We start from the raw sequence: 25,699 nt of genomic DNA, 5'->3' as shown, positions 1-25,699 counted from the left end.
GTCTTTTCGTTAACCGCGAGTCGCGGCCTCATCATCGACCGGCTCCGTCTCGCCATGCCAGGCCACGGCGACGCCGTTGGGGTAGCGCAGATCGATGTAGCGAATGTGCGACGCGACCTCACCCAGTTCACGCCGCCAGGCCGCCTCGAGGCGCCCGAGGCGGGCGTCCAGATCTCCACGGCCGAGCATGATCCAGACGCCGCTGTCCAGCTGAAAGCGCCAGGCGCCGCGGGCTTCCAGACGTAGCTGGTCGATCCCGAGCCCCATCTTGTCCAGCCGCTGCCCCAGGTCATCGAAGTAGGCCAGCACCTCGGGGCCGGCGCCACCGGGTCCCGCCATATCCGGCAGTCCCATGGGCGGCTCCACCGGGGCAAAGACAAAGGGCTCGCCATCGCCGTTGAGCAGTTGATCGTCGTTCCAGCGCGCCACCGGGCGCTGCTCCTCGAGCTCGAAGGTCAGTGCATTGGGCCACTCGCGACGAATACGCACCTCCTTGAGCCAGCCCACCTGCAATGCCTGCTCACGCAGCGCCTCCAGGTCCACCGACAGCCAGGTGCGGCCCCTGACCAGCGGCGCCAGCTGGCCCTTGAGATAGCTGGCGTCCACGTGGTGCAACTCACCACCGATGGACACCCGCTCGATGGGCCGATCCAGCCACAACCACAGCGCCTTGCCACCGGCGCCCACCAGGGCAGCCAGCAGCACGACGCCAAGCCAGGTGCCGCGCCTGGCCATCTCAGCCGCGCTCCCTGGCGGTATCGAGAATACGCAGGACCAGTTCGTCGAAGTCGATGCCTGCATGGGCCGCCGCCTGGGGCACCAGACTGTGATCTGTCATGCCGGGCACGGTATTGACCTCGAGCAGCCAGAACCGACCTTCAGCGTCGCGCATCACATCGACGCGGCCCCAGCCCTGACAGCCCACCGCTTCGAACGCCGCCAGGCACAGCTCGCCCAGCGCGGTCTCCTGCTCGGCATCCAGACCACAGGGCAGGTGGTAAAGCGTCTCGTTGGACAGGTACTTGGCCTCGTAGTCGTAGAAGCCGCTGGGCACCTCGACGCGAATGGCCGGCAGCGCGCTGTCGCCAAGTACCGACAAGGTAAATTCGTCTCCCGACACAAAACGCTCGGCCATCACCCGAGTATCGAAGGTGGCGGCCTCACGATAGGCAGTTTCGAGTTCATCACGGCTGTTGACGATGCTGATGCCGATGGTCGAACCCTCATGGACCGGCTTGACCACCAGCGGCAGACCCAGTCGGTCGGCCACCTCGTTCCAGTCGGCTTCGGGGGACAGCAGTACGCTCTCGGGCGTCGGCAGACCCAGGGTCTGCCACAGCGCCTTGGTCCTGAGCTTGTCCATGCCCAGCGCCGAGGCCAGAACACCGCTGCCGGTATAGGGGATTCCCGCCAGCTCAAGGGCCCCCTGCAGACAGCCGTCCTCCCCTCCCCTGCCGTGCAAGGCAATGAACACCAGATCGGGGTTCAGCGCCTGCAGCCCGGCGACGCCGCCCTCGGCAAGGTCATAGCCGGTCACTTCAAGGCCCTGGCGCTGACACGCCGCCAGCACGGCGGCACCGCTGTTCAGCGACACTTCTCGTTCGGCGCTATGGCCACCGTAGATGACCACCACATGGCCGTAGGACTGTACTTGTCGTGTCACAGGATCACCTCGTCGAACTGAAGCTGGGCATCCGCCAGACGCTGGGAGATGCCACCCACGTCACCGGCGCCCTGAGTAATCAGGATATCGCCGGGTCTGAGCACCTTGGCCAGCAGCGCCGGCAATTCCGCCTTGTCCTGGGCGAAGATCGGATCGACTTCGCCACGCTGACGGATGGAACCCGCCAGGCTGCGACCATCGGCGCCGGGCAGCGCGGCTTCGCCGGCACTGTAGACGTCGAGCAGTACCAGCGTATCGACGCCGGACAGCACCCTGACGAAGTCCTCGTAGAGATCGCGCGTGCGTGAGTAGCGGTGGGGCTGGTAGACCATCACCAGCCGGCGCTCGGACCAGCCATCGCGCACCGCCTTGATGACCATCTCCACCTCGCGGGGGTGGTGACCATAGTCGTCCACCAGCATCACCTCACCTTCACCGTTCGGCGCGGCGAAGTGACCGTGTACCTGGAAGCGGCGGCCAACCCCGGCAAAGCTCGCGAGTCCCCGCAGAATCGCCTCGGCGTCGACCCCGGCGTCGCTGGCCACGGCGATCGCCGCCAGCGCATTGAGCGCATTGTGACGGCCCGGCATGGCCAGACTGACATCGAGATCCTCGAGGTTGCCGGGCCGCACTGCGGTAAAGCGGACTTCGCCGGCACTCTGGGTGAAGTTCTCGATGCGATAGTCGGCGTCGTCGGAGAAGCCGTAGGTGACGAACTGGCGATTGATGCGGTCGAGCAGGCCACGCACGTTGTCATCATCGATGCACAGTATCGCCAGACCGTAGAACGGCAGGTTATGCAGAAACTCGATGAAGGTGTGCTTGAGACGCTCGAAGTCGCCACCATAGGTGCTCATATGGTCGGCATCGATATTGGTGACGATGCTGACCATCGGCTGCAGGTGCAGAAAGGAGGCATCGGACTCGTCCGCCTCGGCCACCAGGTAGTCGCCCTGCCCCAGCTGGGCGTTGGTGCCGGCGCTGGTCAGCTTGCCGCCGATGACGAAGGTCGGGTCCAGCCCGCCCTCGCCGAGCAGGGTGGCGGTCAGGCTGGTGGTGGTGGTCTTGCCGTGGGTCCCGGCCACGGCGATGCCGTGACGGAAGCGCATCAGCTCAGCCAGCATCTCGGCGCGACGTACCACCGGCACGCGATGCTCGTGGGCCCACACAAGCTCCGGGTTGTCCGCGTCCACGGCGGTGGATACCACCACCACATCGGCACCGGCGGCGTGCTCGGCAGCGTGTCCGATGAACACCAGGGCGCCGCACTGTTCGAGTCGCGCCACCACCGACGAATGACGCAGATCGCTGCCGCTGACCTGGTAGCCCTGATTGGCCAGCACCTCGGCGATGCCGCACATGCCGGCGCCGCCGATGCCGACGAAGTGGATACGACGAATGCGCCGCATGCCGAGACCGGGCTTGGTGGCAGCGGATGAGCTCAGTTGGCCGGGGACCGGCCCTTGGGTCGAATTACTCAAAACCTGTCTCCATACAGCCCGCCACCAGCCGTTCCACAGCGTCAAGGTGGGCCTCGGCCCTTGCCTTGCTCGCCATGGCCGCCAGGGTGTCGGGCTCAAGCAAGGTCCCCAGGCGTTCGGCCAGGGACGAAGGATTCATGTCACGCTGCTGAATAAGCGCCGCGGCACCGGCACCGACCAGCGCCTGGGCGTTGGCCGTCTGATGATCATCCACGGCGTGGGGAAAGGGTACGAACAGCGCCGGCTTGGCCGCCGCCGCCAGCTCCGCCACGGTCAGCGCGCCGGAGCGACAGACCACCAGATCCGCCCAATCGTAGGCGCCGGCCATGTCACCGATAAAGTCGCTGACCTCGGCCTCCACGCCGGCAGCCTGATAGCCCTCGCGGGTCGCCTGGTCCTTGTCTCTACCGGCCTGGTGGCGCACCTCGGGACGCGACTCGGGGGGCAGCTCGGCCAGCGCTCTGGGCATCTGCTGGTTAAGCGCCAGCGCCCCCAGGGAGCCGCCGACCACCAGCAGCCGCAGGCGTCGTCCGCGCATCTGGTCGGCCACACGTGCATGCTCGCCGAGGGCGGCGATGTCATCCCTGACCGGATTGCCGACGACCTCGGCGCGGCCACCGAAGGCCTGGGGAAAGGCGGCGTAGACTCGCTTGGCCAGGTGCGACAGTGCACGATTGGTCAGCCCGGCCACGGCGTTCTGCTCGTGGATGACCAGCGGTCTGCCGCACAGTCGGGCGGCAAGCCCGCCGGGGCCGCTGGCAAAGCCTCCGAGCCCGACCACCAGCTGTGGGTCGAACTCGCGAATCACGCTTCTCGCCTGGCACACGGCGCGTCCAAGGCGCACCGGCGCCTTGAGCCAGCCCGCCAGACCGTTGCCCCTGAGGCCGCTGATGGCGATCTGGTGAAGCACTATGCCGGCCTCGGGCACCAGGCGATTCTCGATACCTCTGGGACTACCCAGCCACGCCACCTCGACGCCCTGCTGCTGCAATCCCCTGGCCAGCGACAGCGCCGGGATGACGTGCCCCCCGGTGCCGCCGGCCATGATCAGCGCTCGCCTTCCCTGTGTGTCACTCACGGCTTCACTCCTGCAGCCTTGGTTCTCCTGGGCGCTTCGCGGGCCTGGTCACGCCGCGCCGCCGGCGACTGCCGACGCTGGCGCTCGCGCGTCTCGATGTCCACCCGCAGCAACAACGCCACCATGATACAGCTCACCACCAGGCTCGACCCACCGTAGGACAACAGCGGCAGGGTCAACCCCTTGGTCGGCAACATGCCGGTACTCACCGCGATGTTGATAAAGGCCTGGGCGCCGATCACCAGGGCGATGCCATAGCTCAGGTAGGCGGCAAACGGTAGCCTCGCAAGCTCGGCCCGACGCCCAACCGCCATGGCCCGCCACACCAGCAGTGCGAACAGGCCGACCACGGCGATCGCGCCGACCATGCCGAGCTCTTCGGCGAGCACCGCAAAGACGAAGTCGGTGTGGGCCTCCGGCAGGTAGAACAGCTTCTGTACGCTGTTGCCGAGGCCCATGCCGATCAAGTGGCCGCGACCGAAGGCGATCAGCGCCTGGGTCAGCTGGTAACCGCTGGCGAACTGGTCCGCCCAGGGATCGATGAAACTTGTCAGTCTCGCCATGCGGTAAGGTTCGGCCACCGCCAGGATGGCACCCAGGGTTCCCACCAGCACGAACAACAGCAGAAAGCGCCCCCAGGGCGCCCCGGCCATCAGCAACATGCCCATGACGCAGCTGGTCATGACCACCACACCGCCGTAGTCGGGCTCGAGGATCAGCAGCACGGCCACCACTCCGACCACTACCAAGGGGCGAAGAAAGGCCCCCCACTGACGCCTGACCTGTGGCAGAAAGCGTTCCAGATAGCCCGCCATGTAAGCGATCAAGCAGAGCTTGGCGACCTCCGAGGCCTGTAGATTAAAGGGCACCCCGGGGATCGACAGCCAGCGGCGGCTGCCGTTGACCTCGCGCCCCACCAGCAGTACCAGCAACAGCAGCACCAGTCCCACCACTAGCAGCAGCGGGCCATTGGCCTTCCACCAGGCCAGGGGGACGCGCAGCGCCAGGCACCCCACGGTCAACCCGCCCAGCACGAAGATGCCGTGGCGAATACTGAAGTACCAGGCGTTGCCGGTCAGGCTCGACGCCACCTCGGTGGAGGCCGACGTCACCATCACCCAGCCGATCAGCAGAAGCGACAGCGTAGCCACCACCAGCCAGCCATCGAAGGCATGGTCGCGGGTGGAAAGACGCTCGCGCAGGGCACCGAGGCGCTGGCGAGATCGGGCGAGACGGCTCATGGCTTGGCTCCGCTGGAAAGATCCTGCACCCAGGCGCGAAAGGCGTCTCCCCTGGCCTGATAGTTGACGAACTGATCGAGACTGGCGCAGGCCGGTGACAGCAGCACCGCATCACCGGGCCTGGCCACCTCCCGTGCGCGACACATGGCGGCGTCCAGATCGTCGACGCGGGTGATGGCGACCGCGCCCTTCAGGGCCTGGGCCAGCGCCTCGGCGTCGCGGCCGAACAGCACCACCTCACGGGCGTAGCGCGACAGGGGGGCGGCCAGCGGCGAGAAATCGGCACCCTTGCCGACACCACCGGCCAGCAGTACCAGACGCCCATCCAGGGTCGGGCCGAGTCCGGCGATGGCGGCCAGGGTCGCGCCCACATTGGTGCCCTTGGAGTCGTTGATCCAGTCGACGTCGTCGATGGTGGCGAGCCACTCGCTGCGGTGGGCAAGCCCGCTGAAACGTTCGAGCACCCGGGCCATGGCCTCCAGCGGAAAGCCCAGACGCTGCCCCATGGCCAGGGCGGCCAGCGCATTGGCCTGGTGGTGACGGCCACTCTGGCGCATGCGAGCCACCGGCAACAGTGGTTGGTCCGCGTGGAAGAACCAGGGCTCGCCCTGGTGCTCCACCACGCCCCAGTCGTCGCCGGATTGCGGCGCCGTCACGCCGAAGCGTGACAGTGCAGGCAACGCCTCGTCCGGCCAGGTCAGGGGGTCCTCGGCGTTGACCACCGCGTGCCTGGCACCACGAAAGATCGCGAGCTTGGCGCGGCGATAGCCGGCCATGTCGCCGTGGCGATCGAGGTGGTCCTCGCTGAGGTTAAGGAAGGCGGCACTGTCGGCCCCCAGACACGGGGTCGTCTCGAGCTGAAAGCTGGACAGCTCCAGCACAAAGAGATTCGCCTCGGGTTCCTGCACCAGCAGGTCCAGCGCCGGGGTACCGAGGTTACCCCCCACGGCCACCCGCCGCCCCGCCTCGCGGGCCATCTCGCCGACCAGGGTGGTCACGGTGGACTTGGCGTTGGCACCGGTGATGGCCGCCAGCGGCGCGCGACAGGCCCGCCGGAACAGCGCGATCTCACCCACCAGACGGGGCTCGCCGGTGTCTGGATCGATGCGCCTGGCCGGCGCCTCGAAGCACGCCTGATGGGGGTCGATGCCGGGGCTCAGGATCACCTCCCGCGCGTCGTCCAGCACCAATCCATCGAGCGGCCCCAGGCGCACCGGCACCCCCGGAAAGTCCGCCAGGAAGACGTCGAGTCCCGGCGGTGCCTCGCGGGTGTCCACCACCATGAAATCGCGGCCTTCACGCTTGAGATGGCGACAGATCGCCATCCCCGAAAGGCCGAGCCCTACCACCACGCTCAGGTGGGCGGGCACGACATGGCGTTGCGGCAGTCGCACATCCTGACTGGCGTCCATGGCCACCTCAGCGGATCTTGAGGGTGGCCAGACCCAGCAGGACCAGCACCACGGTGATGATCCAGAAGCGCACGATCACGCGAGGCTCGGGCCAGCCCTTGAGCTCGAAGTGGTGATGCAGCGGCGCCATGCGGAAGATACGACGACCGGTCAGCTTGTAGGAGCCGACCTGCAGGATCACCGAGATGGTCTCCATGACGAAGACGCCACCCATGATGAACAGCACCACTTCCTGGCGCACGATCACCGCGACCACGCCCAGGGCCGCACCCAGGGCCAGGGCGCCGACGTCACCCATGAACACCTGGGCGGGATAGGTGTTGAACCACAGAAAGCCGAGTCCGGCGCCGGAAATGGTGGCGCAGAATACCGCCAGCTCGCCGGCACCGGGGATCATTGGAATCTGCAGGTACTCGGAGAATACCGCGTTGCCGCTGGCGTAGGCGAAGACGCCAAGGCCCATGGCGACCATCACCGTAGGCATGATCGCCAGGCCGTCGAGGCCGTCGGTCAGGTTGACTGCGTTGGAGGAGCCGACGATCACCAGGTAGGTCAGCAGGATGTAGAAGCCACCCAGGGGCAGCACGAAGTCCTTGAGCAGCGGCAGGATCAGGCTGGTTTCCACCGGCGAGGCCGCGGTCAGGTACAGCACCACGGCGGCGCCCAGGCCGATCACCGACTGCCAGAAGTACTTCCAGCGAGCCGGCAGTCCGCGCGGGTTCTTTTCCACCACCTTGCGATAGTCGTCGACCCAGCCGATGGCGCCGAAGCCCAGCGTGACGACCAGCACCACCCACACATAATGGTTGGTCAGATCGCCCCACAGCAGGGTACTGACGGCCATGGCCATCAGGATCATGGCGCCGCCCATGGTCGGCGTACCGGCCTTGGACAGGTGGGACTGGGGACCGTCGTCGCGCACCGCCTGGCCGATCTGACGTTCCACCAGACGGCGGATCATCAGGGGGCCAAACCACAGACACAGCACCAGCGCGGTGATGGTCGCCAGAATCATCCTCAGGGTGAGGTATCCAAAGACGTTGAAGGCGCTTTGATAGTTCGCCAACAATTCAGCCAGGAAAAGCAACATGTATCAGGTTCACCTTGAAACATCCGGCCGCAAGGCCGCCACGACGCCTTCCATCCCCGCGGCGCGGGAGCCCTTGACCAGCACGCTGGCCGCCTCGGGCAGATGTTGACGCACATGGCGGACCATCGCCGCCTGATCAGAAAAATGGTACCCGCCTTCGCCGAAGGCTCGGGCGGCGGTCTCGGCCGCCTCGCCCAGAGTACCGAGAAATGTGATGCCGCGTTCCCGCGCGTAGCGTCCGATCTCTGCGTGCAGATCGGCAGACGCTTCACCCAGCTCTCCCATGGCGCCGAGCAGGCACCAGTGCGGGCCGGGCAGTCCCAGCAGGGCGTCGATGGCCGCCTTCATCGCCCCCGGGTTGGCATTGTAGGTATCATCGAGCAGCCGCGCACCGCGTAACCCCTCCTCCACGGTCAGGCGTCCCGGCGTCGGCACCACCTCGCCAAGCCCCGCCACCACGTCGGCGGCGGGAAGTCCCATGGCCAGCGCCCCTGCCGCAGCCGCCAGGGCATTGGACACGTTGTGACGGCCCATCAGCGGCAGCTCGACACGCCCCAGCACCTGAGCGTCGAAAGTCAGCGTGAAAGCATAGCGCCCGAGCGTATCGCAGACCAGCTCCCCGGCATGGAGGCGCGCCTCGGGCGTCAGTCCGAAATCGATCACCTCACGGGGCGACGCCAGGCGCTGCCACAGCGAGAAGTAACGGTCGTCACGGTTGAGTACGGCGACGCCCTCGGGGCCGAGTCCGCCGAGAATCTCCCCCTTGGCCTGGGCGATGCGCCCCATGCCACCGAACTCGCCGACGTGGGCCCCGGTGACATTGGTGATGATGGCGACCTGGGGTTCGGCCAGCGCTACCGTCCAGGCGATCTCGCCCAGGTGATTGGCGCCGAGCTCCACCACGGCTCTCTGGTGATCCGAGGCAAGCGCCAGCAGCGTCAAGGGCGCGCCGATATCGTTGTTGAGGTTGCCGTGGGTGGCGAGGGTCTCGCCCTGACGAGCCAGCAATGTCGCCAGCATCTGCTTGACCGTGGTCTTGCCACTGTTGCCGGTCACCGCCACCAGCGGACCGCCCCAGGCCCGGCGCCGCTCGCGGGCCAGCAGCCCCAGCGCCATGCGGGTATCGCCCACCACCAACTGGGGCAAGGGGTCGTCCACCGGGTGCTCGACCACCGCCGCCAAGGCACCGCCTTCGCGGGCCTTGGCAATAAAGTCATGGGCATCGAAGCGCTCGCCCTTCAAGGCCACGAACAGCGTGTCCGCCACCACCCGACGGGTGTCGGTGACGATGGCGGCTATCGGCGAGTTGGCAAGCCCCTGAAGGCCGCGGCCCTCTTCATCGACACCCAGCGCCCGGCACACCGACCCCAGCGACGCGAGCCCAGGCGCGCTCATTGGTCCCGCCCCTGTCGACGCTGGTCCAGGGCGGCTTCGGCCTCGGCCAGGTCGGAGAAGTCGTGGCGCACGCCCTGAATCTCCTGGTAGGCCTCGTGTCCCTTGCCGGCGATCAGAATCACGTCATCGGCGCTCGCCTCGGCGATGGTACGGGCGATGGCGTCACCGCGACCGGCGATGTTCCATGCCTGCTGGCGGGCCTGGCCCTCCAGCCCCGCGAGCATCGCCTGGCGAATGGCGTCCGGGTCCTCGCTTCTGGGGTTGTCGTCGGTGATCACCAGTCGATCGGCCTGGCCTGCGGCCGCCTGGGCCATCAGCGGGCGCTTGCCGCTGTCGCGATCACCGCCGCAGCCGACCAGGCACCATAGCGCCCCGCGTCCGGGCAGGTGAGCGCGAAGCGCCGCCAGGGCGTTGTCCAGCGCATCCGGCGTGTGGGCGTAGTCGATCACCACGGTGGGAGCCCCGGGCCGGGTCAACGCCTGCATCCGTCCCGGCACCGGCGTCAGGGTCGCGGCGGCAGTCACCAGCTCGTCGATGCCGACACCCAGACCGTAGAGGCTGGCCATGGCCAGCAGGACGTTGTCGAGATTGAAGCGACCAAGCAGCGGCAGCACTACCACCTTCTCGCCTTCCGGCGTGGCGATCAGCGCACGCTGCCCACCGACGTCGGGCTCGACATCCAGCACCCTGAGCGAGACGGCATCGTCTTCACCACAGGCCAGGACCCGGGTGCCCTCGCCGATGCCCGCCAGCATCAGCCGAGCCAGGGGATCGTCGCCATTGACCACGGCCAGACTGATCTCCGGGCGCTTGAACAGCTTCGCCTTGGAGGCGGCGTAGGCGATCATGCTGCCGTGATAGTCGAGATGGTCGCGGCTCAGGTTGGTAAATACCGCGGCAGTGAAGCGACAGCCCGCCACCCGCTCCTGCTCCAGGGCGTGACTGGAAACTTCCATGGCTACCCGAGTGATGCCCTGGTCGGCGAGCTCACCCAGCTGGCGCTGCAGCGCCACTGGCTCGGGGGTGGTCAGCATGCCCTGGGTCAAGGCACCCGGGCGACCGTGACCCAGGGTACCGATCAGGCCACAGTCGCTGCCCGTGGCGCGGGACAGCTCGGCAATATAGTGGGTCACCGAGCTCTTGCCGTTGGTGCCGGTGACACCGATCAGCTCGAGCCCATCGGGCACCTGATACAGGGTGCGCGCGAGCTCGCCGAGTCGGGCGCGCAGCCCGGGCAGCCACAATACGCGACCATCGACCCGCGGCGGGGCGTCTTGCGGACCTTCCGCCAGCACCAGGCAGGCGCCGGCATCCAGTGCCTTGTCGATATAGTCGCGGCCATCGGCGGCGACGCCGGGGATCGCGACAAAGGTCGCGCCGGGCGACACCTCGCGGCTGTCGGTAGTGAGCCAGGTCGCCATCTCGCCGGCGACCGCGGCGTTCGGCGCAAGCTCACTCCAGAACTGGGTCAGCACGTCGTCAAGACGCGCCAGGGATAAGGTCATGGCGGATTCCGTCGCCTTCTGCGTCATGGGCTGTCGCCCTCCTGTTCGGGGCGATCCGGCGGTACGTCGAGGATGCGCAGGGCACTGCCCGCCACCCGCGAGAACACCGGGGCAGCGATGGCGCCGCCGTAGTAGGCGTCGCCCCGGGGATGGTCGATCATTACTACGGTGATGATGCGCGGGTCGGAGACCGGGGTAATCCCGACAAACAACGACCGGTAGGCGTTCTGCTCGTAGCCCCCGCTGCCGCTCTTGCGCACGGTGCCGGTCTTTCCGGCCACACTGTAGCCGGGCACCAGCGCGCGTCGGGCGCCGGTGCCTGGTGCCACCACCTCATCCATCATGGCCAGGACGCGGTCGGCGACCTCGGGCTCGATGACCGGCTCGCCCTGGGCGGCGCGGTTGAGGCGCAGCAGTGACGGCGGCAGGCGTTCGCCATGATTGGCGATGGAGGTATAGGCACTGGCCAGCTGCAAGGCGGTGACCGACAGACCGTAACCGTAGGACAGCGCGGCCCACTGACTGCTCGACCACACCGCCGGCGCCGGCATGTTGCCGGTGGCCTCTCCGGGGAAGCCGGTGCCCGGGGCCTGGCCGAAGCCCAGCGCGCGGTAGCGATCTGGCACCACCGGGTCGTCGAGCTGCAGGGTCAGCTTGGCCATGCCGATGTTCGAGGACTTGCGCAGGATCCCGGCCAGGGTCAGCTCGCCATTGTTGGAGACGTCGCGGATGGTGTAGCGGTCGATTCGCATCCAGCCTGGCGACGTATCCACCACGGTGTCACGTGGAAAGCGACCGGTCTCGAGCAGCGCCGACATGGCCAGCGGCTTCATCACCGAGCCCGGTTCGAACACGTCGACCATGGCCCGGTTGCGCAGCCCCTGGGGGTCCAGGCCGGCGCGATTATTGGGGTTGTAGGAGGGCTGGTTGGCCATCGCCAGGACCTCGCCGCTGCGCGCGTCCATCATCACCAGTACGCCGCCGTCGGCGTCGTTTTCATCCACGGCAGCCTTGAGCTCACGGTAGGCCATGTACTGCAGGCGCTGGTCGATGGACAGCGTCAGGTTGCCGCCTGGCTCTGCCTCCTGCAGCACCTCCAGATCGCGCACCAGACGTCCACGGCGGTCCTTGAGCACGCGGCGCTTGCCGGGCTCACCGGACAGGTAGGATTGATAGGCCAGCTCCAGTCCTTCCTGGCCCTGGTCATCGACGTTGGTGACCCCCAGCAGCTGGGCGGTCACCTCGCCGGCAGGATAGTAGCGCTTGTACTCTTCCCGGGCGTGGACGCCAGGCACCCGCAGCTTGAGCACTTCTTCGGCCTGGGCCGGGGTCATGCGCCGACGCAGGTACATGAATTCCCGTTCGCTGTAGCGGTCGATACGCTCGTTGAGGGCATCGAGGTCCTGGCCCAGCGCCTGGGCCAGGCGCAACCGCTGGATGTCGTCGGCGGGCAGATCCTGGGGGTTGGCCCAAAGCGTCACCACAGGGGTCGAGATCGCCAGCGGTTCGCCGTGACGATCGGTGACCATGCCCCGGTGGGCGGGGATCGGATCGGTTCTGAGGGTACGGGCGTCCCCCTGCACCTGAAGAAAGTTGCGATCGATGACGTGAAGATCGACGATCCGCCCGGCCAGCAGACCCAGGCCCAGCAGGATCAGCGTCATCATCACCACGTAGCGCGCCCGCCCCATCGGTTCCATCGGCGGCGGGCGGCGAGGTGTCACGCCCCGGGGAAGTTCCGCGGTCATGGCGTGATCACCTCGATGTCATGGATATCGGGCAGCCGCATCTCCAGACGCTCCACCGCCAGGCGTTCGACACGCGACGGCGTCGACCAGGCGCTCTCCTCCAGCAGCAACTGCCCCCACTCCGTCTGCAACTGCTGCTGTTCACGCTCCAGCTCCTGGAGCCGAGCATACTGCTGGCGAGTCTGGTGACTGACGCTGATCACCGCCAGCGCCGACACCAGGCATGCCAGCAGCAGCGCCACCACCAGCAAAAGGCGTGGCGACATGGTGCGCGGCAGCGGCCAGCCAAAGGCGTTGATATCCAGTCGTCCTTGAGCCATGGAAGGTCCTCAGTAGCGCTTGCGCGCCATGCGCATGACGGCGCTGCGGGAGCGTGGATTGGCCTCGACCTCTTCGGCGCTGGCCTTCATCGCCTTGCCCAGTGACTCCAGCCGTCGCGCGATCTGATCGTCGCGTAGCGGTATACCCCGGGGCACCTGGGTATCGCCCTTGACGTGATCGCGGATAAATCGCTTCACCCGTCGATCCTCCAGCGAGTGGAAGCTGATCACCACCAGATGCCCCCCGGGCGCCAGTGCCTCCAGCGCGGCTTCCAGCGCCTGATCGAGCTGATCGAGCTCACCGTTGATCTCGATACGCATGGCCTGGAACACGCGAGTGGCGGGATGCTTGCCCTTCTCCCAGGCGGGATGGGCGGCCTTGACCACCTCGGCAAGATCGGCCGTGCGGGTGAAAGGCCGTTCCTGGCGCCGAGCGATGATGGCCCGCGCCAGCCGACGAGCGTAGCGCTCCTCGCCGTAACGCTTGAACACCGAAGCCATCTCGGCCTCGCCCACCCGCGCAATCCACTGGGCCGCGCTCTCGCCCTGGGTCGGGTCCATGCGCATGTCCAGCGGGCCGTCGCGCAGAAAGCTGAAACCGCGATCGGGATCGTCAAGCTGAGGCGAGGACACGCCAATGTCGAGCAGGATACCGGACAGCTTGCCATCCAGGCCGTGATCGCGGGCGACCTCTCTCAGCCGCGCAAACTCGGCACGTTCGATGGTAAAGCGTGGGTCATCGATGCTGGCCGCCTCGGCGATCGCCTGGGGGTCGCGATCAAGGGCCAGCAGGCCGCCGTCTTGTGCAAGGCGGGAAAGGATGGCGCGGGAATGACCGCCTCGTCCGAAGGTGCCATCCAGATATACGCCGGCGGGATCATGCACCAGGGCGTCGACGGCACCGTCGAGCAGGACGCTTTCATGAGCGAAGCCGCGCACGGAGGATTCAGGGGAAGGTGACGGCATGCGGGTCTCGTTCGACGGCGGTGTTCCTACGCGCGGCCAGCCGTCAGCGCCGTCAGCGGTGGAAAACCCTCACGCCACTGGACTCCTGGCCGCACAAACTAGTGATCGCGCCGCTCGAGCCAGGCCCGAGCGCGCAAGAAAAATGGGGAGTCGGCCGATAAGCCGGGTTCTGTCGAGGACAGTCATTCCTCTAGGAGCAGTGTCACCACTACCCTCAAGCAACCTACCCGAACCCAGCGCGGGCCACGCCAACGGGTTCCTATTTGGTCTTGCTCCGAGTGGGGTTTACCGTGCCACGCACTGTTGCCAGGCGCGCGGTGCGCTCTTACCGCACCCTTTCACCCTTGCCGGCCTCCCGAGGGAGACGTAGGCGGTCTACTCTCTGCTGCACTTTCCGTCGGCTCACGCCGCCCAGGGGTTACCTGGCACTCCGCCCTATGGAGCCCGGACTTTCCTCCCCCGCATCAAGCGGCGGCGACTGTCTGGCCAACTCCCGCGGCAAGCATACCAGTGCCCTGCCACCCCCTCAATCCCCGCCTTGCCGTGACGGGCCTGGGACAACCCCCAGCCTCTTCAGGCGATCGATCCCGATGCCCTCTCGACGCCCTCTCGACGCCCTCAATCCCCGCCTTGCCGTGACGGGCCCGGGACACCCCATAGCTCGTCCTAACGACCACCTGGCAGCGAACCGGGACTGGATTCAATCGGCGTCCTTCAACGCCTGCGCCTGGGCGTACCACTGCTTCTTCGGCCCGCCGAGCACGCGCGCGGCCACGGCCGCGGCCTGCTTGACCCCCACCCCTTCGGCCAGCAGCGCGCGCAGCAGCGCTTCATCATCCACCGCTCGCTGGTCCGGTGCCGGCCCCGAGGCCCCGGCCACCATCACCACGAATTCGCCACGCGCCTGATCAGGGTCAGACTCCATCAGTGTCAGCAGCTCCGCGGCGCTGCCGTCGAGGAAGGTTTCGAAGGTCTTGGTCAACTCACGCCCGAGCACCACTCTGCGCTCGCCCAGTACGGCGGCCAGATCGGCCAGGGTGTCGCGGATACGATGGGGAGACTCGTAACAGACCTGGGTGACGGGTGAATTCCTCCAGGCCTCGATGCGCGCTCGCCGCCCCGCACCCTTGGCCGGCAGGAAGCCATGAAAACTGAAATGATCGGTAGGCAGCCCGGCGGCACACAGCGCAGTGACCAGGGCGCAGGGACCGGGGATCGGCACCACCCGAAAACCCGCCGCCCTGAGCTCACGCACCACGACGTAGCCGGGATCGCTGATCAAGGGAGTCCCGGCATCACTGATCAGCGCCACGTCGTCGCCCTGGGCGAGCCGCTGCCTGAGCGTCTCGACTCGGGACGCCTCGTTATGGTCGTGCACGGAAATCATCGCCGGCGACAGACCGAGATGACGCATCAGGCGGCCACTGTGGCGGGTATCCTCCGCCGCGACCAACGCCACCTGGCCCAGCACCTGGGCGGCGCGGGGACTGAGATCTTCCAGATTCCCAATTGGCGTGGCGACCACGTACAATGAACCAGCTTTCGCTTCTGACATCTTGGCTCCCTGGGCTGCCATCCGGAACACGGACAAGGAAGGATTCATGAGGACTTTGACTCGCGGCCCCGTGGCCGCCGCTGTACTGGCCATCACGCTGGCCGGCTGCAGCTTCACGCCGAGCATCGTACAGCGGGCCATGGACGACGACCCGGACCAACTACTGGCGCAAGCCGCCCAGCAACAAGGCACCGAAGCGGCGCAGACCCGGCTGAGGGCGGCCGACATCCTAGCACGCTCCGGACGCCGCCCCCAGGCACTGGAAGTCCTCAACAGCCTGGACGACAGCCAGCTCTCCGGCGACAGCCGGCGTCAGTGGGCACTGCTGCTGTCCGAACTGGGGGACAGTGAGGGCGATCCCCAGGCGGTCGTCAGAGCCGCCAGCGTGCTCGACGAGATGCAGCTGCCCAACGACGAAGCCAATCTGCTGCGCCTGCGCCAGGGGCTGGCGCTGGGCCAGCTGGGCGAACCACTCGAGTCGGCTCGCCTGCTGATGCAGGTGCAGAGCGCCACCGGCCGCGAGGACATCAACGACGCCATCTGGGACCAGTTGAGCGCACTCAACGGCCGCCAGCTCGAGGCACTTGAAGAGCCCGGCAATGCCATCGTCACCGGCTGGCTCGAGCTGACCCGCCTGGTCAACCAGAGCGGCGGTGACATCCAGAGACTATTCGCTCGTCTCGATGACTGGCGCGTGGCTAATCCGGACCACCCCGCCAACCGTCGCCTGCCTACCCAGATCACCCAGTTGCGTGAACTGCGTGGCAAGAGCGTGCAGAGCATCGCGGTACTGCTGCCCGAGTCGGGCCCGCTTTCCGGCGTCGCCGACGCCATCGAAAAGGGAATTCGCAGCCACCAGGCCAATGTGGTCAACGGCGGCGGAAACGGGGCCCAGCTCAGCTTCTTCGACGCCTCCAACGGCAATCTCGACGAACTCTATCAGCAGGCCCAGAGCAGCGGCGCCCAGGTGGTCATCGGCCCGCTGGACAAGAGCGACGTGACCCGACTCGAAAGCCGCGCCGAGGTGCCCCTGCCGACCCTGGCGCTGAACTACGGCCAGTCCGCCTCCAACCAGACCAAGAACCTCTACGAGTACGGCCTGTCGGCAGAAGACGAAGCCCGCCAGGCGGCCCGCCGCGGCTGGCAGGACGGCCACCGCAGCGCCTCCATGCTGGTACCGGACAACGACTGGGGTCAGCGGGTCGGCGAGGCCTTCTGGAACACCTGGAGCGAACTGGGCGGCGATATCGCCACGGCAGTGCGCTACAACCCCGGCGCCTCGGCCACCGACAGCACCCGCCGCGCCATCAGCAACCCGCGTCCGGACATGCTGTTCCTGCTGGCCCTGCCGGACTTCGCCCGCCAGGTGCCGCCGACACTGGAATACTATTCGGCCTCCGATCTACCGGTGTACGCCACCTCACACCTCTACGAAGGCACCCCTCAGTCGCGCCTGGACCGCGACCTCGACGGCGTGCAGTTCCCCGATATTCCCTGGAACATTCCGGACGCCGCCGTGGGCGGTGCCGAGGCCCTCCCATTCTACGACACCTATCAAGAGCTCAAGGCCGAGAACAAGCCAGCCATCTTCCGCCTGATGGCGATGGGCGTCGACGCCTACGAACTGGCACGCCGCATGCCGCAGATCCAGGCCCTGCCGGGTTCACGCATGCAGGGCGCTACCGGCACCCTGAGCGCCGCCGGCGATGGCCGCATCTACCGCGAACTGCCATGGGCGCAGTTCAGCAGCGGCGTGCCGGCACCCGTGTTCAGTGACGGCCTCGGTGATGCGGCGCCCTGACGCCATAGACGCCGTCGCCCGCGGCCAGGCCATCGAGCGTCACGCCGAGGCCTGGCTGTGCCAGCGTGGACTGATAGCGATCTCGCGCAACCAGCGCGCCAAGGGAGGCGAGATCGATCTGGTGATGCGCGACGGCGAGACCTTGGTGTTCGTCGAAGTGCGCCACCGCCGCAGCATCCGCCACGGCCATCCTGCAGAAACCATCACCATCACCAAACAACGCCGCCTGATCCAGGCGGCGCGTTTTTATCTCCACCGCAACGGGCTATCATGTCCTTGCCGCTTCGATGTCCTGGCCGTTACCGGCTCGTCACCGAGCCTCGACATCCAGTGGATCGCCGGTGCATTCGAAGCAAACTGACACAGCGGGCTCCCGGCGAGCCCCCATGGACCAGGAAGGCAGCATGGATTTCCAGAGCCGAATTCTCGGACAGTTCAACGACAGTATCGACACCAAGACCTACGCCAGCGAAGTGCTTCCACCGTTCATCGAGGTCGCGAGCCAGATGATGGTCCAGAGCCTGGTCACCGACGGCAAGATTCTCGCCTGTGGCAACGGCGGCAGCGCCGGCGACAGCCAGCACTTCTCCTCCGAACTGCTTAATCGCTTCGAGCGCGAGCGCCCCAGTCTGCCGGCCCTGGCCTTGACCACCGACACCTCGACGTTGACCTCCATCGCCAACGATTACAGCTACAACGAGGTGTTCTCCAAGCAGGTGCGCGCCCTGGGCCAGCCTGGCGACGTGCTGCTGGCGATTTCCACCAGCGGCAACTCGGCCAATGTCATCCAGGCCATCCAGGCCGCTCATGACCGTGACATGACGGTGGTGGCCCTGACTGGACGGGACGGCGGCAACATGGCCTCCCTGCTGGGACAGGACGATTGCGAGATCCGGGTGCCGGCCACCTCCACGGCCCGTATTCAGGAGGTTCACCTGCTGGTGATCCACTGCCTGTGTGACCTTATCGACGAACAACTCTTTGGTGCGAGTGAATAACATGACGCAACGCGATTCCCGTTCGACACGCCCCCTGATGACCGCCCTGCTGCTGTCCGCCCTGCTGGCCGGCTGCACCACCGTAACCTCGGTGACCAACCCCGGCACCATCGACGAGGATTACGGCGAGCGCACCCTGGGCGCGACCGTCGAGGACGAGAGCATCGAGACCAAGGCCGCCCACAACCTGGGACGCGTCGATGCACGCCTGAAGGACGCCAGGATCAACGTCGACAGCTACAACGGCGTGGTACTGCTGACCGGCCAGGTCCCCAGCGAAGAGCTCAAGCAGCGCGCCGAAGAGATCGTCAGCCAGGTGCGCAACGTTCGCCGGGTCCACAATGAACTCAGCGTGGCGGCCAACCTGCCCACCAGTCAGCGCCTCAACGACGCCTGGCTGGACACCAAGGCACGTACCGCCCTCGCCACCAGCGATCAGGTCGACTCCGGCCGCATCACCGTGGTCACCGAGAACGCTACCGTCTACCTGATGGGCCTGGTGACCCACGCCGAGGCCGACCGTGCGGTCAATGTGGTATCCAACGCCGGCGGCATGGAGCGTATCGTCAAGGTATTCGACTACATCGACTGATGGCGACAGGCGTGCCCTCGCAAGAAGGCACGCCCCTCAAGCGCAAAAGATGCACAAAAAAGCGGCGAGCCTGAGGGCTCGCCGCTTTTTATGAGATCACGCTTGTGAAGAGGTCCCGCTTGTGAAGAGGTCACGCTTTTCCAGCAGATCAAGCCGACGACAGCTCGCCGCCGACCACCTTTAGAGCGCGATGCGCCCGATGGCCTTACTTGATCACCCTGAGGGATGGACGCCCCTTGCGAGGCGGCTTGGACCTCTCGACACCTTCATCCACGCCATCGCCGCCATCGGACTCACCGCCTGCGTCCTCATCGGAAGCGGCAGGAGACTCCTCCTCTGACGAATCCTTGACGCTCTCCAGGGCCGGCGCATCGACGTCGTTGGCCTCTTCGACGGGAAGCTCAGGCTCGTGACCAAAGACCATGCCGACGCCGTTCTCGCGGGCGTACAGGGCAATCAGTGCAGGCAGCGGTACAAACAGCAACTCCGACTTGCCACTGAAGCGCGCCGAGAAACGAATCACGTCGTTGCCCATGTCCAGATCACGCACGGCGGTAGGGCCAAGGTTCAGCACGATCTGGCCGTTCTGCACGAACTGCCTGGGAACCTCGACGTTCTCGTACTCCGCATCGACGACGATATACGGCGTCAATTCATTATCCAGCAGCCACTCGTACAGCGCCCTGGCCAGGTAGGGACGGCTCGACTTCATGATATGGCCCTCTTGGTTGGCGAATGGGAACTCGGGCGACTCCGGTGGCGACCGGACACACACGGCTCAGGCATTCCGTTCAAGCAAAACATCAGGGACGAATTTCGCGCTCGGCCTCGGACAGCGCAGCACGGAAGCCATCACGGGCGAACACGCGCTCCATGTAGCCCATCAGCGGCCGTACCTGCTTCTCGGGCAGCTCGATATTGAGCGCAGGAAGACGCCACAGGATCGGCGCAAGGCAGCAGTCCACCAGGGTGAACTCCTCGCTCATGAAGAAGGGCATGTCCTCGAAGATCGGCGAGATACCGATCAGGCTTTCACGCAGCTCCTTGCGCGCCTTGTCGGCTTCCTTCTTGCTGCCGGACAGGATGCGATCGACCATCGGGCACCACTCGCGCTCGATACGATGCATCCACAGTCGGCTCTGGGCACGCGCGACAGGATAGACCGGCAGCAACGGCGGGTGCGGGAAACGCTCGTCCAGATACTCCATCATGACCTTGGACTCGTAGAGCACCAGGTCACGATCCAACAGCGTGGGGACGCTGTTGTAAGGGTTCAGGTCCGCCAACTCCTCGGGATGCTTGTCGTCGGTCACCTCGACAATATCCACGGCCACGCCCTTCTCAGCCAGCACGATCCGTACACGATGGCTGAAATGGTCCTCGCCACCGGAGTAGAAGATCATCGACGACCGCTTGGCCACTACACCCATGAAACAATCCTCGCATCAGTTCAAGCCGGGATGATAACACGACAACCCCCTTCTCGGGGGGGCATCAGGGGCACATCTTTGCTCCCGCAGCGGGTCCGCCCGGGCGCAACGATGATACCAGAAAAGGCAACGGGCGCGTGGTCATCGACCCCGCGCCCGCCATGGTGGACCAATCGGTCAGTGAATGTCTCGCCAGTACTCGCGCTTGAGGAAGTAGGCGATGATGCCAAACAGCAGGATGAAGATCAGCACCTTCGGTCCCAACGCCTGGGCATGCAGCTTGGACGGCTCGCCCACGTAGGCCAGGAAGTTGGTCAGATCATACACCGCCTGCTCGAACTCCTTGGGCTCCATGCTGCCCGGCGACGTCACCTGCAGGGTCTCGCAGGACTGGTACTTGCCGGTCAGCGGATCGAGTTCGGCGTCACCGACCGCATGGTCGGAGGCTGCACAGACCTTCTCCTGCACCCCCTGCAGCGGCTCGAGCACGTTGGGCATGCCCACCGCCGGGAACACCACATTGTTGACCCCGGTGGCACGCTCGCTGTCACGATAGAAGCTCAGCAGATAGCTGTAGATCCAGTCGGTGCCGCGCAGCCTGGCTTCCAGGGTCAGATCCGGCGGCGCCTTGCCGAACCATACCTCGGCATCCTCGGCGCTCATCGCCTTGTGCATCTGGTCGTTGTACCCCAGTTCCGGCGAGAAGATCAGATTGTCCTCGACCAGATCCTGGGGCATCCCCAGATCCTCGGCCGCGCGGGAGAAACGCTGGTACTCCAGGGAATGACAGCCCATGCAGTAGTTGACGTAGAGCTTCATCCCGTTCTGCAGCGAGGCCTGGTTCTCCAGATCCGGCGACATGCTGCGCAGGTGCACCCCCTCGCCACCCGCGGCGAAGGAGCAAAGCGGGACCAGCGCGAAGAGCAGTGCGAACAGTTGCTTTTTCATTAGCCAGTCACCCTTTCAGGAACGGGTTTGGTCTTCTCCAGCCGCGTATAGATGGGCATCAACACGAAGAAGGCGAAGTAGATCACGGTGCAGATCTGGGCCAGCAGTGTCCTGGCGCCGGTCGGCGGCAGCACCCCGAGCACCCCGAGGATGACAAAGCTGATCGCGAACAGCACCAGCATCACCTTGGAGATCCAGCCCTTGTAGCGCATGGAGCGCACCGGAGAGCGGTCGAGCCAGGGCAGCACGAACAGCACCGCAATGGCCGCCCCCATGAAGATGACCCCGAGGAACTTGGCGTCCAGCCCAAACAGCGAGAAGGTGATGGCGCGCAGGATCGCGTAGAAGGGCGTGAAGTACCACACCGGGGCGATATGATCCGGCGTCTTCAGCGGGTTGGCCGGCTCGAAGTTGGGCTTCTCGAGGAAGTAGCCGCCGCCTTCGGGGAAGTAGAAGATCACCGCGCAGAACACGAACAGGAACACCGCCACTCCGACGATATCCTTCACCGTGTAGTACGGATGGAAGGGAATGCCGTCCAGCGGCTTGCCGGTCTCGTCCTTCTTGGCCTTGATATCGATGCCGTCGGGATTGTTGGACCCCACCTCGTGCAAGGCAATGATGTGCAACACCACCAGCGCCAGTATCACGATAGGCAGCGCCACCACGTGCAGGGCAAAGAAGCGGTTCAGCGTGATCCCGGAGATCAGATAGTCACCGCGCACCCACTGGGCCAGGTCGGGACCGATACTCGGGATGGCGGAGAACAGCGAGATGATGACCTGGGCACCCCAGTAGGACATCTGTCCCCAGGGCAGCAGATAGCCCATGAAGGCTTCGGCCATCAGCGCCAGGTAGATCGCCATGCCGAAGATCCACACCAGCTCGCGCGGCGCCTTGTAGGAGCCATAGAGCAGGCCGCGGAACATGTGCAGGTAGACCACCAGGAAGAACGCCGAGGCGCCGGTGGAGTGCATGTAGCGGATCAGCCAGCCGTACTCGACATCACGCATGATGTACTCGACGGAGGCGAAGGCACCCTCGGCGCTGGGGTTGAAGCTCATGGTCAGCCAGACACCGGTGAGGATCTGATTGACCAGCACCAGCAGCGCCAGGGAGCCGAAGAAGTACCAGAAGTTGAAGTTCTTGGGCGCGTAGTACTCGGACAGATGCTCCTGCCACATCTGGGTGGCGGGGAAGCGATCATCGACCCAGCGCATGAAACCGCGTTCGGCCTTGGCCTTGTTGGGATTCGCCATTATGCGCCCTCCCCGTCTTCGCCGACCACGATGACCGACTCGTTGACAAAGTAGTAGGGTGGAACTTCCAGGTTCACCGGAGCGGGCACATTGCGAAACACCCTGCCCGCCAGGTCGAAGCGCGAACCATGGCACGGGCAGAAGAAGCCACCGGGCCAGTCATCGACACCGACGCCTTCGGCGTTGGGCTCCGGCTTGAACAGCGGTGAACAGCCCAGATGCGTACAGATGCCAACCAGCACACCGATCTCGGGCCGAATGGAGCGCAGCGAACCGCCGGCATAGTCCGGCTGCATCGGCTTGGCGGAATCCGGGTCTGCCAGCACCTCGTCGGTCAACGCCTCGGTACGTTCGATCATCTCCGGCGTGCGATTGATGACCCATACAGGACGGCCCCGCCACTCGACGGTCATTCGCTGCCCGGGTTCGAGCTTCGAAATATCCGCCTGAACGGGCGCACCCGCCGCCCGAGCCCTGGCACTAGGCTGCCAGGAAGCCACAAAGGGTACCGCTACCCCGACGGCGCCGACTGCTCCAACTACGGAGGTCGCCCCTACGAGGAAACGGCGTCGCCCTTTGTTCACGCCGTTGTCTGCCATGATCTGGTTTCTCCCATCAGACTTTATCCGTTGTTGTTTTCACGGCCCCTTGAATGTCCGTGACCACGGATACAAGTGGATTGTATGTTAGGAAATCCCCCCCACCGGCACAAGAAGCCGGCTGACCCAGACCCCCTGCGCAAGCCCCAGACAATTGACGTGGAACAACTTTATACCACTGTGCCTGTTCGCCTTGAGGGACAGGGCGGCTCAAAAGGCATAGACGATGACAGATTAACGAGGGAAACAAGCGCCGCCAGGCGACCCGATGATCCCCACCACCAGAGCACTACAGCACACAATTTTTCGAACCCCGGACACGACAACGCCCGGGCCAATGGCCCGGGCGTTGTTGATCGGCAAGCGTGGGTGATTAACGCTTGGAGAACTGCGGGCGACGACGCGCCTTGCGCAGACCGACCTTCTTACGCTCGACTTCACGTGCGTCACGAGTGACGTAGCCGGCAGCACGCAGCGGCTGACGGAAGTCCTCGTTGTACTGCATCAGGGCACGGGTGATGCCGTGACGAATGGCGCCGGCCTGGGCGCTGCCGCCGCCACCCTTGACGGTGACATAGACGTCGAACTGGCCGAGGGTCTCGGTCAGTTCCAGCGGCTGGCGAACCACCATGCGGCCAGTCACGCGACCGAAGTATTCGTTCAGGTCACGGCTGTTGACGGTGATCTTGCCGGTGCCCGGCTTGAGGAAGACGCGCGCGGTTGAGGTCTTGCGGCGCCCGGTACCGTAATACTGCTGTGTCATGGCGAAGATCCCCTCAGATGTTCAGTTCTTGCGGCTGCTGGGCAGCGTGCGGATGTTCGGAACCGGCGTAGACCTTGAGCTTGGCGTGCATGGCACGGCCCAGCGGACCCTTCGGCAGCATGCCCTTGACGGCACCTTCGATGACACGCTCGGGAGCGTGGTCGATCAGCTGGCTGAAGGTCATGGAACGCAGGCCACCCGGGTAACCGGTGTGACGATGGTACATCTTGTCGCTGGCCTTGTTGCCGGTGACCTTAACCTTCTCGGCATTGATCACGACGATGTAGTCGCCGGTATCAACGTGAGGAGTGTATTCCGGCTTGTGCTTGCCACGCAGGCGGCGAGCAATTTCGGTAGCCAGACGACCGAGCGTCTTGTCCGCGGCATCGACGACATACCAGTCGCGCTGGACGGACTGCGGCTTAGCACTGAACGTCTTCATGGATGAAATCACCAATTCGATGTGTTGGATCCCTTTCGTCGTGTTGTGGACACCCGACAGGTGTTCAGCGAGACCACGCCGCGAAGAGATCATCCCTATTTTTCTTGGTTGCGCGGCACCCGGAAATCCGGACGATGCCGCCACAACGGTCGAGCGAGCGCGCATTCTACATGAGCGAAAGCGTGCCGTCACCCCCTCGGACACACGCAATCACCGTCGGCTCAAGGCTTGTGGGGCAGCGCCAGGTACTCCCGGGACTGCATCTCCTGAAGCCTGGACAGAGTGCGCTCGAACTCGAACTCCAGCTTGCCACCCTCATAGAGCGCCTCTGCCGGCGCTTCGGCGGACATCAACAGCTTGACGCCACGGTCGTAGAACTCGTCGACCATGTTGATGAAGCGCCTGGCCTGATCGTCGGTGGCGGCGTCCATGCGCCGCACACAGGACACCAGGACCGTGTGGAACTCGCGAGCCAGCTCGATGTAGTCGTTCTGACTGCGCGGCCCGTCGCACAGCTCGAGAAAGTCGAACCAGACCACGTCCTCGTGCAGTCGACGCGCCTTGAGGATGCGATGGTTGATCTCCACCGGCACCTGCTCTTCCCCCGCCTGACCGGCGATCTCGCGAAAGCTGCGCTCGAGCTCCTGATCCGCCGCCTCGTCCAGCGGCGAATGGAAGATCTCGGCGCGCTCCAGCGCCCGCAGTCGATAGTCGACGCCGGAATCGACGTTGACCACCTCACAGTGGCGCTTGAGCAGATCGATGGCCGGCAGAAAGCGAGAGCGCTGCAGGCCATCCTTGTACAGATCGTCCGGCACGATGTTGGAGGTGGCGACCAGCACCACACCGCGCTCGAACAACGCCTCGAGCAGATTGGCCAGAATCATGGCATCGGTGATGTCCTTGACGAAGAATTCGTCAAAGCAGATCACCCTCGCCTCCTCGGCAAACTTGCCGGCGATCAGCCGGAGCGGGTTCTTCTCGCCCTTGCAGTGATCCAGCTCGTTGTGGACACGCTGCATGAAGCGATGGAAATGGGTGCGCATCTTCTGGGGAAACGGCAGCGCTTCGTAGAAGGTGTCGACCAGGTAGGTCTTGCCACGACCGACGCCGCCCCAGAAATAGAGCCCGGAGATGGCTGGCAGCGCCGGCTCCTGCTCTTCCTCCTTGCGCCCGAACAGGCCCTTCACCTTCGACGCCCAGCCGTCGCGCGCCGCCGCCGGCGCCTTGGCCTTGGGCGCTGCCACCAGCTCGTCATACAGTCGCTGCAGATGCGCCACGGCATTGGCCTGGGCGGCATCCTCCGTGAAATCATCACGTTGGAGGTCGCGCCGGTAGCGTTCCAGCGGAGTTTCTGGCCGACCACTGCTCGACGGGGAAGAGCTCATGTAGCGTCCTGACTGTCAACAAGTT

At 65.5% G+C, this 25,699-nt stretch carries 25 protein-coding genes and 1 other RNA gene; 4 read left to right on the top strand and 22 right to left on the bottom strand.

Annotation, left to right across the window (positions count from 1 at the left end; translation table 11 throughout):
- Positions 1-9: 9 nt before the first annotated feature.
- The 14 genes from C9F12_RS00930 to rsmI form a co-directional block, all read right to left on the bottom strand.
- Positions 10-735 (bottom strand): cell division protein FtsQ/DivIB, encoded by a 726-nt coding sequence (locus C9F12_RS00930; RefSeq protein ID WP_108132665.1) that lies wholly within the window; start codon positions 733-735, stop codon positions 10-12.
- Position 736: 1 nt separating this feature from the next.
- Positions 737-1,663 (bottom strand): D-alanine--D-alanine ligase, encoded by a 927-nt coding sequence (locus tag C9F12_RS00925; protein ID WP_108132664.1) that lies wholly within the window; start codon positions 1,661-1,663, stop codon positions 737-739.
- Positions 1,660-3,072 carry a UDP-N-acetylmuramate--L-alanine ligase gene (gene murC, locus C9F12_RS00920; RefSeq protein ID WP_108447669.1) on the bottom strand — a complete coding sequence of 471 codons (1,413 nt, stop codon included), beginning with the start codon at positions 3,070-3,072 and terminating at the stop codon, positions 1,660-1,662. The genes C9F12_RS00925 and murC overlap by 4 nt, the downstream gene beginning before the upstream one ends.
- Positions 3,073-3,136: 64 nt before the next feature.
- The gene (gene murG, locus C9F12_RS00915) at positions 3,137-4,189 is read right to left on the bottom strand and encodes an undecaprenyldiphospho-muramoylpentapeptide beta-N-acetylglucosaminyltransferase (RefSeq protein ID WP_108447965.1); all 1,053 of its coding nucleotides are present in this window, start codon (positions 4,187-4,189) and stop codon (positions 3,137-3,139) included.
- A 29-nt stretch (positions 4,190-4,218) separates the two neighbouring features.
- Positions 4,219-5,463, bottom strand: a complete 1,245-nt coding sequence (gene ftsW / locus C9F12_RS00910; RefSeq protein WP_045993378.1) for a putative lipid II flippase FtsW — start codon at positions 5,461-5,463, stop codon at positions 4,219-4,221.
- On the bottom strand, positions 5,460-6,875 hold the full coding sequence (murD, locus tag C9F12_RS00905; RefSeq protein ID WP_108447964.1) for a UDP-N-acetylmuramoyl-L-alanine--D-glutamate ligase: 1,416 nt from the start codon (positions 6,873-6,875) through the stop codon (positions 5,460-5,462). Before murD ends, ftsW begins: the two co-directional genes overlap by 4 nt.
- Positions 6,876-6,882: 7 nt before the next feature.
- The gene (gene mraY, locus C9F12_RS00900; protein WP_108132663.1) at positions 6,883-7,965 is read right to left on the bottom strand and encodes a phospho-N-acetylmuramoyl-pentapeptide-transferase; all 1,083 of its coding nucleotides are present in this window, start codon (positions 7,963-7,965) and stop codon (positions 6,883-6,885) included.
- 9 nt (positions 7,966-7,974) lie between these two features.
- Positions 7,975-9,360, bottom strand: a complete 1,386-nt coding sequence (gene murF, locus C9F12_RS00895) for a UDP-N-acetylmuramoyl-tripeptide--D-alanyl-D-alanine ligase (protein ID WP_108447668.1) — start codon at positions 9,358-9,360, stop codon at positions 7,975-7,977.
- On the bottom strand, positions 9,357-10,865 hold the full coding sequence (locus tag C9F12_RS00890) for a UDP-N-acetylmuramoyl-L-alanyl-D-glutamate--2,6-diaminopimelate ligase (protein ID WP_108447963.1): 1,509 nt from the start codon (positions 10,863-10,865) through the stop codon (positions 9,357-9,359). Before C9F12_RS00890 ends, murF begins: the two co-directional genes overlap by 4 nt.
- Positions 10,866-10,888: 23 nt before the next feature.
- The gene (locus C9F12_RS00885) at positions 10,889-12,613 is read right to left on the bottom strand and encodes a penicillin-binding transpeptidase domain-containing protein (protein ID WP_108447667.1); all 1,725 of its coding nucleotides are present in this window, start codon (positions 12,611-12,613) and stop codon (positions 10,889-10,891) included.
- The gene (gene ftsL / locus C9F12_RS00880; protein ID WP_052704393.1) at positions 12,610-12,933 is read right to left on the bottom strand and encodes a cell division protein FtsL; all 324 of its coding nucleotides are present in this window, start codon (positions 12,931-12,933) and stop codon (positions 12,610-12,612) included. Before ftsL ends, C9F12_RS00885 begins: the two co-directional genes overlap by 4 nt.
- 9 nt (positions 12,934-12,942) lie before the next feature.
- Complete coding sequence (gene rsmH / locus C9F12_RS00875; protein ID WP_045993374.1) at positions 12,943-13,899, bottom strand: 16S rRNA (cytosine(1402)-N(4))-methyltransferase RsmH; 957 nt, start codon at positions 13,897-13,899, stop codon at positions 12,943-12,945.
- A gap of 142 nt (positions 13,900-14,041) precedes the next feature.
- An RNA gene (gene rnpB / locus C9F12_RS00870) (RNase P RNA component class A) lies at positions 14,042-14,393 on the bottom strand.
- Positions 14,394-14,599: 206 nt separating this feature from the next.
- Complete coding sequence (gene rsmI / locus C9F12_RS00865; protein WP_108447666.1) at positions 14,600-15,454, bottom strand: 16S rRNA (cytidine(1402)-2'-O)-methyltransferase; 855 nt, start codon at positions 15,452-15,454, stop codon at positions 14,600-14,602.
- 46 nt (positions 15,455-15,500) lie between these two features.
- On the opposite strand from rsmI, the gene C9F12_RS00860 reads away from it, so the two are divergent.
- The 4 genes from C9F12_RS00860 to C9F12_RS00845 are packed head-to-tail and all read left to right on the top strand — an operon-like array spanning position 15,501 to position 18,845.
- On the top strand, positions 15,501-17,255 hold the full coding sequence (locus C9F12_RS00860) for a penicillin-binding protein activator (protein WP_108447665.1): 1,755 nt from the start codon (positions 15,501-15,503) through the stop codon (positions 17,253-17,255).
- On the top strand, positions 17,242-17,616 hold the full coding sequence (locus tag C9F12_RS00855) for a YraN family protein (protein WP_108132657.1): 375 nt from the start codon (positions 17,242-17,244) through the stop codon (positions 17,614-17,616). Before C9F12_RS00860 ends, C9F12_RS00855 begins: the two co-directional genes overlap by 14 nt.
- Before the next feature lie 43 nt (positions 17,617-17,659).
- A complete protein-coding gene (locus C9F12_RS00850) occupies positions 17,660-18,253 on the top strand; it encodes a phosphoheptose isomerase (RefSeq protein ID WP_045993370.1) in 594 nt (197 codons plus the stop codon).
- Position 18,254: 1 nt separating this feature from the next.
- Positions 18,255-18,845: a BON domain-containing protein gene (locus C9F12_RS00845; protein ID WP_108132656.1), complete on the top strand. Its 591-nt coding sequence runs from the start codon at positions 18,255-18,257 to the stop codon at positions 18,843-18,845.
- A gap of 205 nt (positions 18,846-19,050) precedes the next feature.
- On the opposite strand, the gene C9F12_RS00840 is transcribed toward C9F12_RS00845, so the two are convergent.
- The 8 genes from C9F12_RS00840 to zapE all read right to left on the bottom strand — a co-directional run bounded on the left by C9F12_RS00840 (position 19,051) and on the right by zapE (position 25,674).
- Positions 19,051-19,557: a ClpXP protease specificity-enhancing factor gene (locus tag C9F12_RS00840; RefSeq protein WP_045993368.1), complete on the bottom strand. Its 507-nt coding sequence runs from the start codon at positions 19,555-19,557 to the stop codon at positions 19,051-19,053.
- Positions 19,558-19,648: 91 nt separating this feature from the next.
- On the bottom strand, positions 19,649-20,275 hold the full coding sequence (gene sspA / locus C9F12_RS00835) for a stringent starvation protein SspA (protein WP_045993367.1): 627 nt from the start codon (positions 20,273-20,275) through the stop codon (positions 19,649-19,651).
- 177 nt (positions 20,276-20,452) lie between these two features.
- On the bottom strand, positions 20,453-21,223 hold the full coding sequence (locus tag C9F12_RS00830) for a cytochrome c1 (protein ID WP_045993366.1): 771 nt from the start codon (positions 21,221-21,223) through the stop codon (positions 20,453-20,455).
- Positions 21,223-22,482 carry a cytochrome bc complex cytochrome b subunit gene (locus tag C9F12_RS00825; RefSeq protein WP_045993365.1) on the bottom strand — a complete coding sequence of 420 codons (1,260 nt, stop codon included), beginning with the start codon at positions 22,480-22,482 and terminating at the stop codon, positions 21,223-21,225. Before C9F12_RS00825 ends, C9F12_RS00830 begins: the two co-directional genes overlap by 1 nt.
- Positions 22,482-23,081 carry a ubiquinol-cytochrome c reductase iron-sulfur subunit gene (gene petA, locus C9F12_RS00820; RefSeq protein ID WP_045993364.1) on the bottom strand — a complete coding sequence of 200 codons (600 nt, stop codon included), beginning with the start codon at positions 23,079-23,081 and terminating at the stop codon, positions 22,482-22,484. Before petA ends, C9F12_RS00825 begins: the two co-directional genes overlap by 1 nt.
- 373 nt (positions 23,082-23,454) lie before the next feature.
- Positions 23,455-23,844, bottom strand: coding sequence for a 30S ribosomal protein S9 (gene rpsI, locus C9F12_RS00815; RefSeq protein ID WP_045993363.1), 390 nt, complete (start codon positions 23,842-23,844; stop codon positions 23,455-23,457).
- Between the two features lie 13 nt (positions 23,845-23,857).
- Positions 23,858-24,286 carry a 50S ribosomal protein L13 gene (gene rplM / locus C9F12_RS00810; RefSeq protein ID WP_045993422.1) on the bottom strand — a complete coding sequence of 143 codons (429 nt, stop codon included), beginning with the start codon at positions 24,284-24,286 and terminating at the stop codon, positions 23,858-23,860.
- Between the two features lie 221 nt (positions 24,287-24,507).
- Positions 24,508-25,674, bottom strand: a complete 1,167-nt coding sequence (gene zapE / locus C9F12_RS00805) for a cell division protein ZapE (protein WP_045993362.1) — start codon at positions 25,672-25,674, stop codon at positions 24,508-24,510.
- Positions 25,675-25,699 lie beyond the last annotated feature (25 nt).

Origin of the sequence: Halomonas sp. BN3-1, assembly GCF_003056325.1 — a bacterium.
In the GTDB taxonomy this organism is placed as follows: Bacteria; Pseudomonadota; Gammaproteobacteria; order Pseudomonadales; family Halomonadaceae; genus Halomonas; species Halomonas litopenaei.
Note: the sequence above shows the minus strand (reverse complement) of the source record. Positions and strands in the feature narration are given on the sequence as shown.

Excerpts from the sequence above, each read along its gene's own strand:
- ftsW (WP_045993378.1), bottom strand. The coding sequence starts at position 5,463 with ATGAGCCGTCTCGCCCGATCTCGCCAGCGCCTCGGTGCCCTGCGCGAG.
- C9F12_RS00850 (WP_045993370.1), top strand. The coding sequence starts at position 17,660 with ATGGATTTCCAGAGCCGAATTCTCGGACAGTTCAACGACAGTATCGAC.
- rpsI (WP_045993363.1), bottom strand. The coding sequence starts at position 23,844 with ATGACACAGCAGTATTACGGTACCGGGCGCCGCAAGACCTCAACCGCG.
- murF (WP_108447668.1), bottom strand. The coding sequence starts at position 9,360 with ATGAGCGCGCCTGGGCTCGCGTCGCTGGGGTCGGTGTGCCGGGCGCTG.
- C9F12_RS00825 (WP_045993365.1), bottom strand. The coding sequence starts at position 22,482 with ATGGCGAATCCCAACAAGGCCAAGGCCGAACGCGGTTTCATGCGCTGG.
- rsmI (WP_108447666.1), bottom strand. The coding sequence starts at position 15,454 with ATGTCAGAAGCGAAAGCTGGTTCATTGTACGTGGTCGCCACGCCAATT.
- mraY (WP_108132663.1), bottom strand. The coding sequence starts at position 7,965 with ATGTTGCTTTTCCTGGCTGAATTGTTGGCGAACTATCAAAGCGCCTTC.
- petA (WP_045993364.1), bottom strand. The coding sequence starts at position 23,081 with ATGGCAGACAACGGCGTGAACAAAGGGCGACGCCGTTTCCTCGTAGGG.
- C9F12_RS00830 (WP_045993366.1), bottom strand. The coding sequence starts at position 21,223 with ATGAAAAAGCAACTGTTCGCACTGCTCTTCGCGCTGGTCCCGCTTTGC.
- C9F12_RS00885 (WP_108447667.1), bottom strand. The coding sequence starts at position 12,613 with ATGACCGCGGAACTTCCCCGGGGCGTGACACCTCGCCGCCCGCCGCCG.
- C9F12_RS00890 (WP_108447963.1), bottom strand. The coding sequence starts at position 10,865 with ATGACCTTATCCCTGGCGCGTCTTGACGACGTGCTGACCCAGTTCTGG.
- C9F12_RS00860 (WP_108447665.1), top strand. The coding sequence starts at position 15,501 with ATGAGGACTTTGACTCGCGGCCCCGTGGCCGCCGCTGTACTGGCCATC.
- murD (WP_108447964.1), bottom strand. The coding sequence starts at position 6,875 with ATGGACGCCAGTCAGGATGTGCGACTGCCGCAACGCCATGTCGTGCCC.
- C9F12_RS00845 (WP_108132656.1), top strand. The coding sequence starts at position 18,255 with ATGACGCAACGCGATTCCCGTTCGACACGCCCCCTGATGACCGCCCTG.
- C9F12_RS00930 (WP_108132665.1), bottom strand. The coding sequence starts at position 735 with ATGGCCAGGCGCGGCACCTGGCTTGGCGTCGTGCTGCTGGCTGCCCTG.
- murC (WP_108447669.1), bottom strand. The coding sequence starts at position 3,072 with ATGCGGCGCATTCGTCGTATCCACTTCGTCGGCATCGGCGGCGCCGGC.
- zapE (WP_045993362.1), bottom strand. The coding sequence starts at position 25,674 with ATGAGCTCTTCCCCGTCGAGCAGTGGTCGGCCAGAAACTCCGCTGGAA.
- C9F12_RS00855 (WP_108132657.1), top strand. The coding sequence starts at position 17,242 with ATGCGGCGCCCTGACGCCATAGACGCCGTCGCCCGCGGCCAGGCCATC.
- sspA (WP_045993367.1), bottom strand. The coding sequence starts at position 20,275 with ATGGGTGTAGTGGCCAAGCGGTCGTCGATGATCTTCTACTCCGGTGGC.
- rplM (WP_045993422.1), bottom strand. The coding sequence starts at position 24,286 with ATGAAGACGTTCAGTGCTAAGCCGCAGTCCGTCCAGCGCGACTGGTAT.
- ftsL (WP_052704393.1), bottom strand. The coding sequence starts at position 12,933 with ATGGCTCAAGGACGACTGGATATCAACGCCTTTGGCTGGCCGCTGCCG.
- murG (WP_108447965.1), bottom strand. The coding sequence starts at position 4,189 with ATGGCCGGCGGCACCGGGGGGCACGTCATCCCGGCGCTGTCGCTGGCC.
- rsmH (WP_045993374.1), bottom strand. The coding sequence starts at position 13,899 with ATGCCGTCACCTTCCCCTGAATCCTCCGTGCGCGGCTTCGCTCATGAA.
- C9F12_RS00840 (WP_045993368.1), bottom strand. The coding sequence starts at position 19,557 with ATGAAGTCGAGCCGTCCCTACCTGGCCAGGGCGCTGTACGAGTGGCTG.